General features: G+C 71.9%; 15 protein-coding genes and 1 pseudogene. 9 read left to right on the top strand and 7 right to left on the bottom strand.

Annotated features, from left to right (window positions below; translation table 11 throughout):
* Positions 1-114 precede the first annotated feature (114 nt).
* The gene (locus tag JOF41_RS25410; protein ID WP_189227304.1) at positions 115-885 is read left to right on the top strand and encodes a putative protein N(5)-glutamine methyltransferase; all 771 of its coding nucleotides are present in this window, start codon (positions 115-117) and stop codon (positions 883-885) included.
* Positions 886-891: 6 nt separating this feature from the next.
* Here the strand turns inward: JOF41_RS25410 and JOF41_RS25405 are convergent, their stop codons facing one another.
* The 5 genes and pseudogenes from JOF41_RS25405 to JOF41_RS25385 form a co-directional block, all read right to left on the bottom strand.
* A complete protein-coding gene (locus JOF41_RS25405) occupies positions 892-1,317 on the bottom strand; it encodes a DoxX family protein (protein ID WP_209622518.1) in 426 nt (141 codons plus the stop codon).
* A gap of 328 nt (positions 1,318-1,645) precedes the next feature.
* Positions 1,646-2,077: pseudogene (locus JOF41_RS38675) on the bottom strand (MSMEG_6728 family protein); the annotation flags it as partial.
* 115 nt (positions 2,078-2,192) lie between these two features.
* On the bottom strand, positions 2,193-2,387 hold the full coding sequence (locus tag JOF41_RS25395; RefSeq protein ID WP_209622512.1) for a DUF397 domain-containing protein: 195 nt from the start codon (positions 2,385-2,387) through the stop codon (positions 2,193-2,195).
* A gap of 157 nt (positions 2,388-2,544) precedes the next feature.
* On the bottom strand, positions 2,545-2,739 hold the full coding sequence (locus JOF41_RS25390) for a DUF397 domain-containing protein (protein WP_209622509.1): 195 nt from the start codon (positions 2,737-2,739) through the stop codon (positions 2,545-2,547).
* 20 nt (positions 2,740-2,759) lie between these two features.
* Positions 2,760-3,614, bottom strand: a complete 855-nt coding sequence (locus JOF41_RS25385; RefSeq protein WP_268248880.1) for a helix-turn-helix domain-containing protein — start codon at positions 3,612-3,614, stop codon at positions 2,760-2,762.
* Positions 3,615-3,869: 255 nt separating this feature from the next.
* Between JOF41_RS25385 and JOF41_RS25380 the strand changes: the two genes are divergently transcribed.
* The 3 genes from JOF41_RS25380 to JOF41_RS25370 all read left to right on the top strand — a co-directional run bounded on the left by JOF41_RS25380 (position 3,870) and on the right by JOF41_RS25370 (position 5,107).
* On the top strand, positions 3,870-4,070 hold the full coding sequence (locus tag JOF41_RS25380) for a hypothetical protein (protein ID WP_209622505.1): 201 nt from the start codon (positions 3,870-3,872) through the stop codon (positions 4,068-4,070).
* A 23-nt stretch (positions 4,071-4,093) separates the two neighbouring features.
* Complete coding sequence (locus JOF41_RS25375) at positions 4,094-4,387, top strand: Rossmann-fold NAD(P)-binding domain-containing protein (RefSeq protein ID WP_229796343.1); 294 nt, start codon at positions 4,094-4,096, stop codon at positions 4,385-4,387.
* 87 nt (positions 4,388-4,474) lie between these two features.
* The gene (locus JOF41_RS25370; protein ID WP_209622502.1) at positions 4,475-5,107 is read left to right on the top strand and encodes a ThuA domain-containing protein; all 633 of its coding nucleotides are present in this window, start codon (positions 4,475-4,477) and stop codon (positions 5,105-5,107) included.
* 551 nt (positions 5,108-5,658) lie between these two features.
* Here the strand turns inward: JOF41_RS25370 and JOF41_RS25365 are convergent.
* Positions 5,659-6,870, bottom strand: a complete 1,212-nt coding sequence (locus JOF41_RS25365; protein ID WP_209622501.1) for an ROK family transcriptional regulator — start codon at positions 6,868-6,870, stop codon at positions 5,659-5,661.
* Positions 6,871-7,047: 177 nt separating this feature from the next.
* On the opposite strand from JOF41_RS25365, the gene JOF41_RS25360 reads away from it, so the two are divergent.
* From JOF41_RS25360 to JOF41_RS25340, 5 genes are all read left to right on the top strand, one after another.
* Positions 7,048-8,730, top strand: a complete 1,683-nt coding sequence (locus JOF41_RS25360) for an ABC transporter substrate-binding protein (RefSeq protein ID WP_209622499.1) — start codon at positions 7,048-7,050, stop codon at positions 8,728-8,730.
* Positions 8,731-8,746: 16 nt separating this feature from the next.
* Positions 8,747-9,736, top strand: coding sequence for an ABC transporter permease (locus JOF41_RS25355; RefSeq protein ID WP_189227613.1), 990 nt, complete (start codon positions 8,747-8,749; stop codon positions 9,734-9,736).
* A 10-nt stretch (positions 9,737-9,746) separates the two neighbouring features.
* Positions 9,747-11,543 (top strand): dipeptide/oligopeptide/nickel ABC transporter permease/ATP-binding protein, encoded by a 1,797-nt coding sequence (locus tag JOF41_RS25350; protein ID WP_307867527.1) that lies wholly within the window; start codon positions 9,747-9,749, stop codon positions 11,541-11,543.
* Positions 11,540-12,421 carry an ABC transporter ATP-binding protein gene (locus JOF41_RS25345; protein WP_209622496.1) on the top strand — a complete coding sequence of 294 codons (882 nt, stop codon included), beginning with the start codon at positions 11,540-11,542 and terminating at the stop codon, positions 12,419-12,421. The genes JOF41_RS25350 and JOF41_RS25345 overlap by 4 nt, the downstream gene beginning before the upstream one ends.
* 152 nt (positions 12,422-12,573) lie before the next feature.
* On the top strand, positions 12,574-13,227 hold the full coding sequence (locus JOF41_RS25340; RefSeq protein ID WP_209622493.1) for a DUF3159 domain-containing protein: 654 nt from the start codon (positions 12,574-12,576) through the stop codon (positions 13,225-13,227).
* Positions 13,228-13,279: 52 nt separating this feature from the next.
* Here the strand turns inward: JOF41_RS25340 and JOF41_RS25335 are convergent, their stop codons facing one another.
* Positions 13,280-15,424: an alpha-galactosidase gene (locus JOF41_RS25335; RefSeq protein ID WP_209622490.1), complete on the bottom strand. Its 2,145-nt coding sequence runs from the start codon at positions 15,422-15,424 to the stop codon at positions 13,280-13,282.
* Between the last annotated feature and the right edge of the window lie 87 nt (positions 15,425-15,511).

Below are 15,511 nucleotides of genomic sequence, written 5' to 3'. Positions count from 1 at the left end.
ACCGGCTTGAGGAGGTGGGACCGATCAACGCCAGTTCAGGTCGGGTGCTCCCACCCCGAAGCGCGGCCTAGACCCGCAGGGGGAGCGCCCGCACGGCATTCGTGGAAGGCGCTCATGACCCCTGATCCCCGCTCCTCCGTCATCGCCCGGCTGCGCGCCGCTGGCTGCGTGTTCGCCGAGGACGAGGCGGACCTGCTGCTCGCCGCCGCGAGCACCCCCGACGACCTCGCCGCACTGGTGGACCGCAGGGCAGGCGGCGAACCGCTGGAACACGTGCTCGGCTGGGCCGAGTTCTGCGGCCTGCGCGTCGCCGTGGACCCCGGCGTGTTCGTGCCCCGCAGGCGCACCGAGTTCCTGGTCCACCGGGCCGTCGCGCTGGCCCCGCCGCACCCGGTCGTGGTGGACCTGTGCTGCGGTTCCGGCGCGGTCGGCGCGGCGCTGGCCGCCGCACTGGACGTGGCCGAGCTGCACGCCGCCGACGTGGACCCGGCTGCGGTGCGGTGCGCCCGCCGCAACCTGGGGCCGGACCGGGTCCACGAGGGCGACCTGTACCGGGCGCTGCCCGCCGGGCTGCGCGGGCGCGTGGACGTGCTGGCGGTCAACGCCCCGTACGTGCCCACCGACGCCATCGGGATGATGCCGCCGGAGGCCCGCGACCACGAGCCGAAGGTGGCGCTGGACGGCGGCGCGGACGGCCTGGACGTGCTGCGCCGGGTCGCGCTGGGCGCCCCGGACTGGCTCGCCCCCGGTGGGCACCTGCTGTTCGAGGCAGGCGGTCGGCAGGTGCCCACGATCGTCGAAGCGGTGGCCGAGGCCGGGCTGGTGCCGGAGGTGACCGAGTCCGACGAGTGGCACACCACGGTCGTCACCGGCACCAGGGCGTAGCGGGGCTCAGCGGCGGAAGGCGCGTTCGACGGTGAACGCGCCCGGCCCGAGCGCGGCGATCAGCAGGAACGCCCACGCGTATAGGGCGGCGGGCTCACCCATGTTGTGCAGCGGCAGCAGCGCCTCGGGCTGGTGCACCACGAAGTAGGCGTAGGCCATCGCGCCGGAGCACAGCAGCGCCGCGATCCGGGGGAACAGGCCCACCAGCACCAGCAGCGCGCCGACCAGCTCGATCACGCTGGCCCACCAGCCCGGCCACACCCCGAACGGCACCGCGGTGCCCTGTCCGTCGATCCCGCCCAACAGCCCGAACCCCTGCGCGCCGTGGCAGGCGAACAGGAACGACACCACGATCCGGAACCCGGCGAGCACCAGGTCGTTCAGCTTGCCGGTGGCGCGGGCGGTGGTGGCGGTGATGGTCGTGTCGGTCATCTTCGGTCCCCTCCTCGGTGGTCTCACCCATGCGACGAACGGGGAGGGGCCGGATCGACATCCGCGCTCAAAATTTCTTGAACACGGTGAAACGCCTGGTCGGAGGCGGCAGCACCTGGCCGCGCCGGAAGAAGCGGACCTGACGCGGGTCGTCCGCCTCGGCCTGGATAGCGGCCAAGTCCGCCTCGTCGGGCTGCCGCGCCAGCGACGGGCCGGGCCGGTGGTCCAGCGGCACCTCCAAGGGCGGCTCATCGGGCAACGGCGGCTGGTCCAGCCAGCACGCCACCAGCCCGAGCGTGTCCTCGACCTCCATCGGGAACACCGGGTCCGGCCAGAAGTACTCCAGGTCGTCCGGCACGTCCGGGAACAGCGGCCGGTAGTGCTCCGGGTCCTTGCGCACCAGCGCGGACTGGTGGCTGCGGTGCAGCGCCTCCTCACCCAGCCACGGCGGCAGCAACCCCTCCCGCAGGCACCACGACCACTCCGGCACCCGGCCACCGGTGTAGGGCAGCAGGGCGGCGCGCACGCCGTCGCGGTGCCCGCGCCTGATCCACTCGTCGCACACGGCCACCCCGTAGGCCACCAGTGCCGGGGTGAAGCCGCGCCACATCTTCACCGCCGGGTGGTTCTTCCACCCGTACGAGGGCCAGACCAGGGCGCGCAGGATCTGCATCGTCTCCACGCGCTGCTTGCCCAGCCGCCGGGTGTCGAGCACGGCGGCGCTGCGGGCGAACGTCGGGCACGGGAGGAACGTCTGCACACCCGACGGGCTACCCGACGGCCACCGCCGAGAACCAGCAGTACCCATTCCGGGGCCGTGGCCGTCCCGTCGGCACGCCCAGACCCCTGAACCGAGCGTTCGGGCGCGCGGCGGCTCAGCCCAGCCGCCCGCTCCGCACGTCGGCGAAGAACGCGGCCAGGGCTGCGGGCGTCCAGGTGAGCACCGGGCCGTTGGGGTTCTTCGAGTCGCGCAGCGCGTCGAGCGTGTTCGCCACCTCGACGCAATCACCCCCGTTGGCGTTCGAGCGGCTCGACTTGCTCCACCTCGGTGGTTCAAGGACCGGAGTCATCGCCCGCGACCTCCTCGCTGGTCGGGCTCACAGCTGCTCGACAACCCTAACCAGCATGTCGCGCGATTCCGCAGGAGTGGCTGCGGCAGCGGCCAACTGGTCGAACGCGGCCAGGTACCGGCGGATCTGTGAACTGACCGTTCGGGCGCGCGGTGGCTCAGCCCAGCCGCCCGCTCCGCACGTCGGCGAAGAACGCGGCCAGGGCTGCGGGCGTCCAGGTGAGCACCGGGCCGTCCGGGTTCTTCGAGTCGCGCAGCGCGTCGAGCGTGTTCGCCACCTCGACGCAGTTGCCGCCTTCGCCGCCGCTGCGGACGCTCTTGCGCCACAGAACGTGGGACGGAGCTGGGGACATCCCGTGCCTCCTTCGCGCTCTCACAGGTTCGCGGCAACTGTATCCAGGAAATCCGCCGTCTTCTCCGGTGTGAGCGCCATAGCGGCGAGCTGGTCGAACATGGTTTGGTAGCGGTTCAGGTCCGCGCGTTTTTCCAAGTAGAGCGAGCCTCTGCCGTTCTCCAGGTAGACGGTGTTCATCCTCGGTTCGGCGTCGAACGCCATGAGCAGGAACGGCGCGGTCATCGCCGGGTGCGCGCCTGCCTCGAACGGCAGGACCTGCAACGTGACGTGCGGCAGTTCGGCGAGGACGGCGAGGTGCCGGAGTTGCTCCGCCATCACCTCGGCTCCACCGACCTTGCGGAGCAGCACCGCCTCGTTGATCACGGCGTGCAGCGTCGGCGGCTCTGGTTCCGCGAGGCGCTGTTGACGCGCGCGGCGCAGTTCGACCTGGGAGTCGAGTTCCGCGGCGGTCGAGTTCGGTTTGTTGGCCAGGGCGACCGCTCTCGCGTAGGCAGGTGTCTGGAGCAGGCCGGGCACGAGTTCGGACTCGTAGGAGCGGAGTGCGCTGGCGTCGTGCTCGTACCCGAGGAACAGCCGGAACCAGTCCGGCACGAGCTTGGAGTAGGTGACCCAGTAACCGGGCTGGTTCGCGGCTTCCACCAAGTCGAGCAGCCTGGCCCGTTCGACGTCGGACAGACCGTAATGGGCGGCGAGGAGTTTCACGTAGCTCGCTTTGATGGCCTGCTTGCCCGCCTCGATCTTCGACATGGTGCCGGGCTGGACTTCGATCTCCTTCGCCGCGTCGCGCAGGACCACCCCGGCGGCCTCCCGGAGCTCGCGCAGTTCGCGGCCGAGCTTCCACCGGAGGACTGTCGGGCCTGGCTTCCGGGGCATGTCGTCTCCTCGACTCGACGGACGGGGCTATCTTGCCGCGCGCCCACGTCCGGTGGTCCACAGGTTCACTCGTCCAGGTAACTGCCTGTAGGAATTTCCTGCGATAGGTTTCCTGTGCACCTCGACGCGGTGGGCGGGAGGTGCGAAGCCCTGCCGCTCCGCAGGCTCAGCAGGGCGCTCCGGCGAAATGCCGGAGGAGTAGTGGCAGTGGGACGCGGTTTGGCGTCCCGCCACCCCCATTGGCCTGGAGGTGCGGTGAACGGTGAGTTCTGGGTGACTTTGCTGATGGGCATGATCGCGGGCTTCACCGTTTCCACGACGATCGTCCCCGTACTCGCGGTCCGCAGGGTCCGAAGGCTCGTCCACGCCGAGGTTCGAGCCGCCATCCGGGGCGTGCGCCCATCGATTTCTTTCGTCCACACAGGACAACGCGGCAAACACCGCCGGGTTACCTGACCCCTTTCCGAAAGGCGTGCCACATGACCGAGTTGACCGACCTGGAACCGCTGTGGGACCGGACCGGGTTCGCCGAATTCCTCCGGGGGCTGGCCCAGGACGACGCTCCGCGCCTGTTCGCCATCGCGCACGAGTACGGCGACCGCCACGACGGCTGGATCGCCGCCTACGGCATGGCGTTCCGCGACCGCGCCGAAGTCGTCTCCACCGAAGGCGACTTCCGCACCAGTTCCGCCAGTCCAGAGGCCGCCCTCGCCACCTTCGCCCGCTTCGCCAACGCCCAGAACGTCAAGCCGCACCTGGTCTGGCTGACGTAGCCCGCGCGCCCGGGCGGTGCCGCCCGTGAGGACCGCGCCGGCCCCACGACACGTCACCGCCTGGGTCTGGCTGGTAGACCTTGAGACGTGCGAGCGCTCATCGTGCGGGGCGGGTGGCCCGGCCACAGCCCCGAGGAAGCCACCGACCGGTTCGTCCCGTTCCTGCGCGACCACTTCGACGTGGAGACGGCCGACTCGCTGGACGCCTACCTGGCGCTGGACGGCGTCGACCTGGTGGTCCAGTGCTGGAGCGACGGCACGTTGACCGACGCCCAGTCGGCGGGCCTGGTCGAAGCGGTGCGCCGGGGCATGGGCCTGGCGGGTTGGCACGGCGGCCTCGTGGACGCCTTCCGGGCGTCGCGCGACTACCTCCAGCTCACCGGCGGCCAGTTCGTGGCTCACCCCGGCGGGTTCGTCGACCACCGAGTGGAGGTGGTGTCGTCTCACCCGATCGTGGAGGGCATCGACGGCTTCTCCCTGCACACCGAGCAGTACTGGGTGCTGTCGGACGGGCTCAACGACGTCCTGGCCACCACCACCTTCACCCCCGGCCCCGACACCCCGTGGCGTGAACCGGTGACCGTCCCCGCCGTGTGGACCCGCCGCTGGGGCGCGGGCCGCGTCTTCGCCTGCACCATCGGTCACGCCCCCGCCGACCTGGACATCCCCGAAGTCCGCACCATCATCGAGCGCGGCCTCCTCTGGGCCGCCACCCCCTGACCCCGCGCAAGTCGAACGCTCAGGACGGCCACGCCCACCCTCAGCGTCGCCCACCTATGGGCGTGTTGGGCGTGTCGCCCCCGCGAGTCGAACGCTCAGAACCCCCGAATTCAACATTCGCGCACCCCGACCCACACTCTCGCGGCCTCGACCCGCGCTTGTCGCGCCCCGCCGCGCGCTTCCGCACCTCGGGTAGTAGTTACCGGCCCTGCCAACCCCGTCGGGTAGTACTTGCCCACGCACCGGGGGCGCGCGCGGAGCGCGCGCAGCGGGGTGCCCGCGAGCGCCGTCCCCGTATGACCTGGGCTCGTCCCGACCGCACGTGTCAAGGGGCCCTGAACGCAGAAACCAACCCCGGACACGAACCGGGGCCCCTTGACGCGTGTGGTTCGCCTTCGGCAGGTCATGCGGGGACGGCGCGACCCGCCGTCCTTGGCGACCTGCCGCGCGGCGAGCGCCGCTTTGCTGGATAACCCAACCCGAACGACGAACTCAGGGGTCCTGAGCGTTCGACTCGCGGTACCTGAGCGTTCGACTCGCGGGGGAGGGGGTCAGGGGAGGGGGAGGGGGGCGGGTTCGGCGGCGGCGAGGTTCTCGGGCAGGCGCAGGCCCTCGTTCAGCGGCACCAGTTCGGACTGGAGGACCAGGGCGGCGGCGCCGATGGCCGGTGCGGTGGACGCCGACCGGGACAGGCGTACGTCCACCGGGTGCGCGGCGCGCGAGAAGAACGCCCGCTCCAGCTCCTCCCGCACCACGGGCAGGTACACCGCCCCGGCGATGGCGAAGCCGGGTCCGGTCAGCACCAGCACTTCCAGGTCCATCAGGTTGGCCAGGGTGCGCGCCGCGACGGCCACGTACCGCGCGGACCTCTCCAGCAGCTCCAGCGCCGCCGCCTCGCCCCGCCGCGCGGCCCGGCTCACGGCGGCGAAGTCCGACGCCACCGACACGCCCTTCAACTCCAGCCGCAGCTCCGGGTGCGCCAGGGCCGAGGCCACCACGGCGGCGGGCCCGGCGACCGCCTCGACGCACCCGCGCCCGCCGCACCAGCACACCGGCCCGTTCGCGTCGACGCAGACGTGCCCGATCTCGCCCGCGTTGCCGCTGGTGCCCCGGTAGGTGATGCCGTTGATGACCAGGCCCGCCCCGATGCCGGTCCCCATGTACAGGGCGGCGGAGGTGGCCGTGCCGCCGATGCCGCCGGACCAGTGCTCGCCCAGCGCCGCCGCCGTGGCGTCGTTGTCCAGCACCACCGGCAGCCCGGTGGCCTGCTCCAGCGCCCGGTCCAGCGGGTAGCCCTCCCACTGCCGCATCGCGGGCGAGACCAGGCCCAGGCCCAGCACCCGATCCCGCTCCACGTCCACGCCGTCGATCAGCGCGGAGACCTCCGCGGCCATCCGCGCCACCACGGTCGGCGGGTCCTCGGCGCCCGCGCCCGCGCGGGCCAGCCGGGCGACCACGGACCCGCCCAGGTTGGTCAGCACGTAGGTGATGCCCGCGTGGTCGAGGTGCACGCCGACGGCGTACCGGGAGGTGTGGTTGAGCTGGAGCAGCACGCGGCGCTTGCCGCCGGTGGACTCGGCGCGCCCGGTCTCCACGACCAGGCCCTCGTCGATGAGCTTGCGGACGAGGGTGGAGATGGTGGCCCCGGTGAACCCGGTGGCGTTGATCAGGCCGACGCGGCTGATGGTGCCCGCCGCGCGGATGACGTCCAGCACGGTGGCCTTGCTGCTGGCGTGCGGTGTCGCTCTGGCAGGTCCGCTCACTGCTCGCTCCCGCACTTCGTTCGTTCGCTGGTCGGAGGCTACCAACCGGGGACTGCCCGACGACCGGGGCGCGTCCCACGCCTATTGACTTCCTTTCTTCATTGACTTAACAATCTGCCTCAAGTCGGCGCGGCTCGCCACCCCGACGAGCGGCCACCAGCCACGAGAGGATCAACGATGTTCCTGAGGGCAAGGCGTTCACGGGTGCGGCTCGCGGCGGCGGGCGCGACGGCCGTCGCCCTGGCCGCCACCGCGTGCGGCGGGTCGTCCTCCAGCGGCGCCGCCGCCGACACGCTGGTGGTCTACACCGGGCAGTCGGGGGACTGGCAGCTCAACTTCAACCCGTTCTCGCCCACCACGGTCGAGGGCCCCGGCACCATCTTCGAGCCGCTGTTCTTCTTCAACAACGTCCGCGACGCCGAGCCGCGCCCCCGCCTGGGCGAGTCCTTCCGGTGGAACGCCGACGGCACCGAGCTGTCGGTGGTGCTGCGCGACGACGCCAAGTGGTCCGATGGCGAGCGGTTCACCGCCCGGGACGTCGTGTTCACCCTCGACATGATCAGCAGGAACCCGGCCATGAACAACACCGGGTACAAGGGCAGGGCCACCGCGGTCGACGACACCCACGTCACCATCAGGTTCGACGAACCGTCCTACATGGAGGCTCCGCAGGTCCTCGGGCGCATCTGGATGGTGCCCCGGCACTTATGGGAGGACTTCGCCACGCCCGCCACCAACGTGGTCGAGAAGCCCGTCGGCACCGGCCCGTACCAGCTGGACGAGTTCAAGCCGCAGGCGTTCACGCTCAAGAGCAACCCCGGCTACTACGCGGGCGAGCCCGCCGTGAAGAAGGTCCGCTACCTGTCGCTGTCGGGCAACCAGGCGGGCGCGGACGCGCTCAAGGCGGGCCAGGTCGACTGGCAGACCGGCCCCGTCCCGGACATCGCCGACGTCGAGAAGAACTACCCCGGCTACCGGGCCATCACCGTCCCGATGAACCAGGCGGCCCTGTTCACCTGCTCCAACGCCGCCTTGGGCTGCCAGGGCGCGCAGACCGATCCGGCCGTGCGCAGGGCGATCTACTACGCGATCAACCGCACGCAGGTCAACGCGCTGGCGTTCGAGAACACCGCGAGCCCGATCTCGCCCGGATTCGCGCTGCCGGAGCGGGACCGGGACCAGGTGTCGGACCAGCTGCGGGAGAAGACCGCGCCCATGCAGCCGGACGAGGCCGAAGCCGTGCGGGTGCTGAAGGGCGCGGGTTACGCCAAGGGCCCGGACGGGATCTACGCCAAGGACGGCGAGCCGCTGGCCATGACCGTCAAGGTCGTCGCGGGCTGGACCGACTACATCACCGCCGTCGAGGCCATCGGCCAGCAGTTGCAGGCGGTCGGCATCAGGGTCACGCCGCAGCAGCTGTCCTGGAACGAGTGGTCCGACGCGCGCGGGCGCGGCGAGTACGAGCTGCTGATCGACGCGCTGTACCAGGGCCCCGCGCCCGACCCGTTCTACACCTACAGCTACTTCTTCAGCACCTCCACCACCGCCAGGGTCGGCGAGATCGCCAACCCGAACTTCGCCCGCGTCAGCGACCCGGCCATCGACCAGGCGCTGACCGCGCTCAAGGGCGTGCCCTTCGAGGACGCCGCCGCCCGGCAGCCGCACCTGGACACCGTGCAGACCCGCGTCGAAGAGCTGATGCCCTACATCCCGCTGCTGACGGCGGGCACCACCAGCGAGTACAACGCCAGGAAGTTCACCGGCTGGCCCACCGAGGACGACCTGTACTCGTTCCCGGCCGTGTGGTCGCGGCCCGAGCACTCCGAGATCTACCTCAAACTCAAGCCCGCGTCCCGGTGACCGGGACGGCGCGTCGATGAGGTACTACGCCCGCAAGTTCGGGTTCTACCTGGTCGCCCTGTGGGCGGCGCTGACGCTGAACTTCTTCGTCCCCAGGCTGATGCCGGGCAACCCGGTGGACGTCCTCATGGCCAAGCTCGCGCAGCGCGGCGGGACGGTGGACCCGGCGGCCCGCCGGGCGTACGAGCTGCTGCTCGGCGCGGACACCAGCGAGCCGCTGTTCCGGCAGTACCTGTCCTACCTGGGCAACATGGCGCGTGGTGACCTGGGCGTGTCGGTGAGTGCGTTCCCGGCGCCGGTGTCGCAGGTCATCGCGGACTCGCTGCCGTGGACGCTGGTGCTGGTCGGCCTGGCCACGCTGCTGTCGTTCCTGCTCGGCGTGGTGCTGGGCGCGTTCGTCGGCTGGCGGCGCGGCACCTGGCTGGACGGCCTGGTGCCCGCCACCACCGTGCTGGCGGCCGTGCCGTACTTCTGGCTGGCGCTGATCCTGGTGGCGCTGCTGGCCTCCGGGCTGGGCTGGTTCCCGCTGATGGGCGGCTACGACGTGGTCCTGGACCCCGGCTGGAACGCGGACTTCATCGGCTCCGCCGCCTACCACGGCACGCTGCCCGCGCTGACCATCGTGATCTCGTCGGTCGGCGGGTGGCTGCTGGGGATGCGCAACATGATGGTTTCCACCACCGCCGAGGACTACGTGCTGACCGCGAAGGCCAAGGGGCTCAAGGACTCCCGCGTCATGATCCGGTACGCGGCGCGCAACGCGGTGCTGCCGTCGGTGGCGGGGTTCGCCATCTCGCTGGGCTTCGTGGTGGCCGGGTCGATCATCACCGAGCAGGTGTTCTCCTACCCCGGCATCGGCTCCAAGCTGCTGCAGGCGGTGCAGAACAACGACTACGCCCTGATGCAGGGCATCTTCCTGGTCATCACGGTCGCCGTGCTCGGCGCGAACCTCGTGGTGGACCTGCTCTACGCAGTCATCGACCCGCGCACCCGCGCAGGCGGCTGAGGGAGGAACCGTGACCGATCTCGGCCCCGCCACCGTCGCGCCGCCGAGGGGCCGCGCGGGGTGGCGCTCGATGCTGCCGCGCTGGTCGCCCAAGCTGGGCGTCGGCCTCGGCCTGATCGCGGTGATCGCGCTGTTCGGCGTGCTGGGGCCGCTGTTCGTCGGCGACCCGGCCACCATCCGCGACCTCGGCCTGACCCCGCCCGGCGGCGAGCACCCGCTGGGCACCACGCTGACCGGCCAGGACGTCCTGGCGCAGCTGGCCCACTCCACCAGGGGATCGCTGCACATCGGCCTGCTGGTGGGTGTGCTGGCCACGCTGCTGTCCGCGCTGTTCGGCATCGTCGGCGGCTACGTCGGCGGGGTCGTGGACGAGGCGTTCTCCTTGTTCTCCAACGTGATGCTGGTGATCCCCGGCCTGCCGCTGGTGATCGTCGTCTCCGCTTTCGTGCCCGCCGACCAGCGCGGGTCGTGGACCGTCGCGGTGGTGCTGGCGATCACCGGCTGGGCGGCGTCCGCGCGCGTGCTGCGAGCGCAGACGCTGTCCTTGCGCACCAGGGATTACGTGGCGGCGGCGCGTGTGGCGGGGGAGAAGCCGTGGCGGGTGGTCACCGTCGAGGTCCTGCCGAACCTGCTGCCGCTGCTGGCTTCCCAGTTCGTGTTCTCGGTCGTCTACGCCATCCTGAGCGAGGCGGGCCTGTCCTTCCTCGGCCTGGGCGCGTCGAACTCCTCGACGCTGGGCACGATGCTCTACTACGCGCAGAACGGTTTCGCGCTGCAGCGCGAGGCGTGGTGGTGGTTCGTGCCGCCGGGGCTGGTCATCGCGCTGTTCGGCTGCGGCCTGGCGCTGGTGAACTTCAGCATCGACGAGATCATCAACCCCGGCCTGCGCGACATCCCGCGCCGCGCCAGGGCGGAGGCCGTCCGCGAACCCGCGCCCGCCGCGCGGACCGACGACGACGTGGTGCTGACGGTCGACCGGCTTTCCGTGGTCTACCAGGTGGACACGCCGGTGCACGCGGTCAAGGACGTGTCGCTGACCCTGCGCCGGGGCGAGATCCTCGGTCTGGCGGGCGAATCCGGCTGCGGCAAGACGACGCTGGCGTACGCGGTCGACCGGCTGCACCGCCCGCCCGCCGAGGTCACCGGCGGCTCGGTGACCTTCCACGACCGCGACGGCGAGGACGTGGACGTGCTGGCGCTGCGGCCCGAGGAGCTGCGCGCGTTCCGCTGGTCCAAGCTGTCGGTGGTGTTCCAGGGCGCGATGAACGCCCTCAACCCGGTGATCACGGTCAGGGCGCAGCTGGAGGACGTGCTCATCACGCACCGGCCGGGGATGAGCAGGGCCGCGCGTCGGGCCAGGTGCGAGGAGGTGCTCCGGCTCGTCGGCGTCGACCTGCGCAGGCTCGGCTCCTTCCCGCACGAGCTGTCCGGCGGCATGCGGCAGCGGGTGGTGATCGCGATGGCGCTGCTGCTGGACCCGCAGGTGATGATCATGGACGAGCCGACCACCGCGCTGGACGTGGTGGTGCAGCGCGGAATCCTGCGGGAGATCATGCGGCTGCGCGACGAGATCGGCTTCGCGGTCCTGTTCATCACCCACGACCTGCCGCTGCTGCTGGAGCTGGCGGACCGGATCGCGGTGATGAAGGACGGCGAGATCGTCGAGCACGGCCCGGCGGAGCAGGTCCACCGCGAGCCCCGGCACCCCTACACCCGCCGACTGCTCGACTCCTTCCCCAGCCTGACCGGCGAACGGGGCGCGTTCGTGCGCTCCGGCGAGCCCGCCCCGTCCGGAGGTGCCCGATGACCACGCTGGAAGCCCGCCGACTGGTCAAGGACTTCCCCGTCCGGGTCGGGCTGCGCCGGGTGAAGCTGCGCGCGGTGGACGACGTGTCGTTCACCCTCGTGCCGGGCCGCACGGTGGCGCTGGTCGGCGAGTCCGGCTCGGGGAAGTCCACCATCGCGCGGATGATCGCCCGGCTGGAGAAGCCCAGCGGCGGCGACATCGCGCTCACCGCGCCGGACGGTTCGCGGGTGCCCGACCGGCACTACCGCGACCACGTGCAGATGGTGTTCCAGGACCCGTTCGCCTCGCTCAACCCGTTCCACACCGTCGAGCACCACCTGGCCCGCCCGCTGAAGCTGCACGGCCGCGCGGCGGGCCGGGAGGAGACCTGGCGGCAGGTGCTGCGCCTGCTGGAGCGGGTGAGCCTGCCCGCCCGCGACGTGGTCCACCACCGCCCGCACGAGCTGTCCGGCGGACAGCGCCAGCGGGTGGCCATCGCCCGCGCGCTGGCGCCGGGCGCGAAGGTGGTGGTGGCCGACGAGCCGGTGTCGATGCTCGACGTGTCGATCCGGCTCGGTGTGCTGAACCTGTTGGCGCGCCTGCAACGCGAGGAGGGGCTGGCGGTGCTCTACATCACCCACGACCTCGCCACCGCGCGCCACTTCTCCGACGACGTCCTGGTGCTCTACAAGGGGCGCGTGGTGGAGCGGGGCCCGGCCGACGACGTGATCCTCAACCCCCGGCACCCCTACACCAAGCTGCTGGCCGCCGCCGCGCCGAACCCCGACGCGCGGGGCCGCGCGCTGGACGTGGACCCGGCCGAGGTGGAGCGCGCGGGCGCTGCCGCCGCGTACGACCACACCACCGGCCAGTGGGAGGACGTTCGCACGGCGGGGTGATCGCGGTGCCACCCGTCCGGGCGGGGCGCCCGTGTCACGGCGGGCGGCGGCGGGCGTGGTCGTGTACGAACAGGACGTAGCGCTGGGACGTCCAACGGCGGACGCGATGCGCCGGAACAGCCCTCCACGACTGTCGCGGCGAAGGCGGCCACATGAGCCTCAACGTGCTGACCCGGAAGTTCTTGTCCTTCTTCGGCGCGGTGGGAGGTTGGCGCACGATCGCCGAGGGGGTCGTGTCCCGCGCGCTGTTCCTGGTCGCCTACCTGCTCACCGACCACGTGCTGGCCTCCGCGCTGGTGGCGGTCGGCGCGGTGGTGTTGTTCGCGGCGGTGCGGGTGCTCACCGGCGGCAAGTGCTGGCAGACGACGTTCGGGCTGGTCATCGTGGCGCTGTCGGCGTTGCTGGCCGGGAGCACCGGGCAGGCGGCCGACTTCTACCTGCCGTCGGTGGTCCTCCAGGCGGGTGCCGGGGTGGTGTTCCTGGTGTCGCTGCTGGTGCGGTGGCCGCTGGTCGGCGTGGTGGTGGAGGCGGCGCGCGACCACGGGCCCGGCGAGCGGCACGGCTGGCGGCGGGACGCCCCCCGGTTGCGGCGCTACCAGGTGTGCACGGCGCTGTTCCTGGCCAAGTACGCCGTCGCCACCGCCGTGCTGGTGCCGCTGTACCTGGCCGAGTGGGTGGTTCCGCTGGGCGTCACCGCCACCCTGCTGGGCGGCGCCCCCGCCGCAGGCGTCTGCGCCTACCTCTGCTGGCGCATCCTCCGCCCGACGCCTGCAAGTACTACCCGAGCCCTCGGAACGGGCCGGTAACTACTACCCGGCTCACGGCGTCCGCCCCGCGCTCCGGCACGTCGGGTAGTAGTTACCGGCCCTGCGGGCTCCGGCGGGTAGTACTTGCGGGCGCGGGGGTGGCGCGGAGGAGGACCAGGCGGTCGGGGTGCAGGACGGGGGCCTGGACGCCCGCGACGGCGAGCACCCGGCCGGTGGCCGTCACGCCCTCCGGGGTCCACCAGGGCAGCGGCACCCCCCAGTGGTGGGCGTTGCCGTCGGGCACGTCGCCGGGCGGCAGCGGCCGGACGTGGTAGGTCCGGTCGTCGTCCAGACCCGGCAGCCGCACCGCGCCGGGCGGGTACGACTCGGAGGTCCCGGTGGCCACGATCGCGAACACCGCGTCCGAGCCGTCCGCCGCCACCACACCGTGCACGTGGATCGACGGGTCGGGGTGGTCGCCGTGCACGGCGACCCCGGTGTGCAGCAGGCCGCGCAACTCCTTGTAGAGCGCCACCCACCGCTTGAGCCGCTCCCGCTCCTCGGGCGCGGCGGCGGTCAGGTCCCACTCGATGCCGAAGTGCCCGAACAGCGCGGTGCCCGCGCGGAAGTCGATCGGGTGCCGCCGCCCGGTGGTGTGCGAGACGTCGGAGCCGACGTGCGTGCCCATCAGCTCCAGCGGGATCAGCGCGTTGGTCCACCGCTGGATGGACTGCCGCTCCAGCGCGTCGATGCAGTCCGACACCCACACGCGGTCGGTGCGCTGGAGGATCTCCAGGTCCACCCGGCCGCCGCCGGAGGAGCACGACTCGATCTCCACGCCGGGGTGCCGCGCGCGCAGCTGGTCCAGCAGCCGGTACACCGCCAGGGTCTGCTCGTGCACGCCTGCCCGGCCGGACGGCTGGTGGCCCGCTTCGACCAGGTCCCGGTTGTGGTCCCACTTCAGGTAGGAGATCGGGTAGGTCGACAGCAGCTCGTCCAGCCGCGCCAGGATGTGGTCGTAGGCCTTGGTCAGGTCCAGCACCTGCTGGTGGCGGGCGCGGCGGGGCAGCCGCCCACCGGTGGCCATGATCCAGTCCGGGTGCGCCCGCGCGAGGTCGGAGTCCTCGTTGACCATCTCCGGCTCGACCCACAGGCCGAACTCCATGCCCAGGCCGGTCACGTGGTCGACCAGCGGGCCCAGCCCGTCCGGCCACACCTCGTCGGAGACGTGCCAGTCGCCCAGCGCCCGCCGGTCGTCGCGGCGCGCGCCGAACCAGCCGTCGTCCAGCACGAACCGCTCCGCGCCGACCTCTGCGGCGGCGTCGGCCAGCGCCTTGAGCCGGTCCAGGTCGTGGTCGAAGTAGACCGCCTCCCAGGTGTTGACGACCACCGGTCGCGGTCCGGACGGGTGGTGCGGGCGGGCGCGCAGGAACTCGTGGAAGCGCGCGGACACCCGGTCCAGGCCGACGCCGTGGGAGCCGTACTGCCACGGCGAGGTGTAGGACTGGCCGGGCGCGAGCCGGACCTCGCCCGGCAGCAGCAGCTCTCCGGAGCCCAGCAGGGACACCGCGTGGAAGGTGCGCTCGGCGAACGTGCGGTGGTTGCCCGACCAGGCGGTGTGCACCGCCCAGATCTCGCCGGCGCGGTTGCCGAACCCCTCGGTGCCCGCCGCCAGCAGGTAGGCCGAGTCGTAGCCGGTGCGGCCGGTGCGGTTCTCGCGCACCCGCAGGCCGTGGGTCCACCTGGTCCGCTGCGGGCTGCGCTCGCGCAGGTGGTGGCCGGTGAAGTCGAGCAGCTCGACGGCTTCGGCGGGCACCGGCAGGGTCAGGTTGAGCGCGTCCACGGTGAAGGGAGTTCTCCCCCGGTTGGTCACGGTGGCGCGTTGGCGCACCAGGCCGGAGTCGGTCAGCTCCACCACCAGCTCCAGCGCCAGCCCGGCGGTGTCGTCCACCGCGCGGAAGGTGGTGCCGTCGACCTCCACCACGCGGAAGGCGGTGGAGAAGTCGGCCCCGTCGCGGTGCCCGACCAGGCCGGGGGTGCCCAGCCAGCCCGCGGACTGCTCGGGCAGCACGGCCACCTGGACCGGGCCGTCCACGGAGAACCCGATGGGTTGCGGAGCGCGCAGCAGCCGCAGGGCGTCCAGGTCGGCGGTTTCGCCCAGGTCCGCGCCCCAGTGCAGGACCCGGGGCAGCGTTGCCCCCGACGTGTCGAGCACCAGGCTCACCTCCGCCGCACGCAGGTGCGTCACGTCCGCCACTTGGTGTTCTCCCTCCGCCGGTGAACTCCGTTGACTTACTTTAATTGCTGGCGTAAGAATCGCCCGACGGCGAGTTCACATCGCTGA

Source organism: Saccharothrix coeruleofusca (assembly GCF_017876325.1).
GTDB lineage: Bacteria > Actinomycetota > Actinomycetes > Mycobacteriales > Pseudonocardiaceae > Actinosynnema > Actinosynnema coeruleofuscum.
This window is presented reverse-complemented; position numbering and strand designations above follow the sequence as displayed.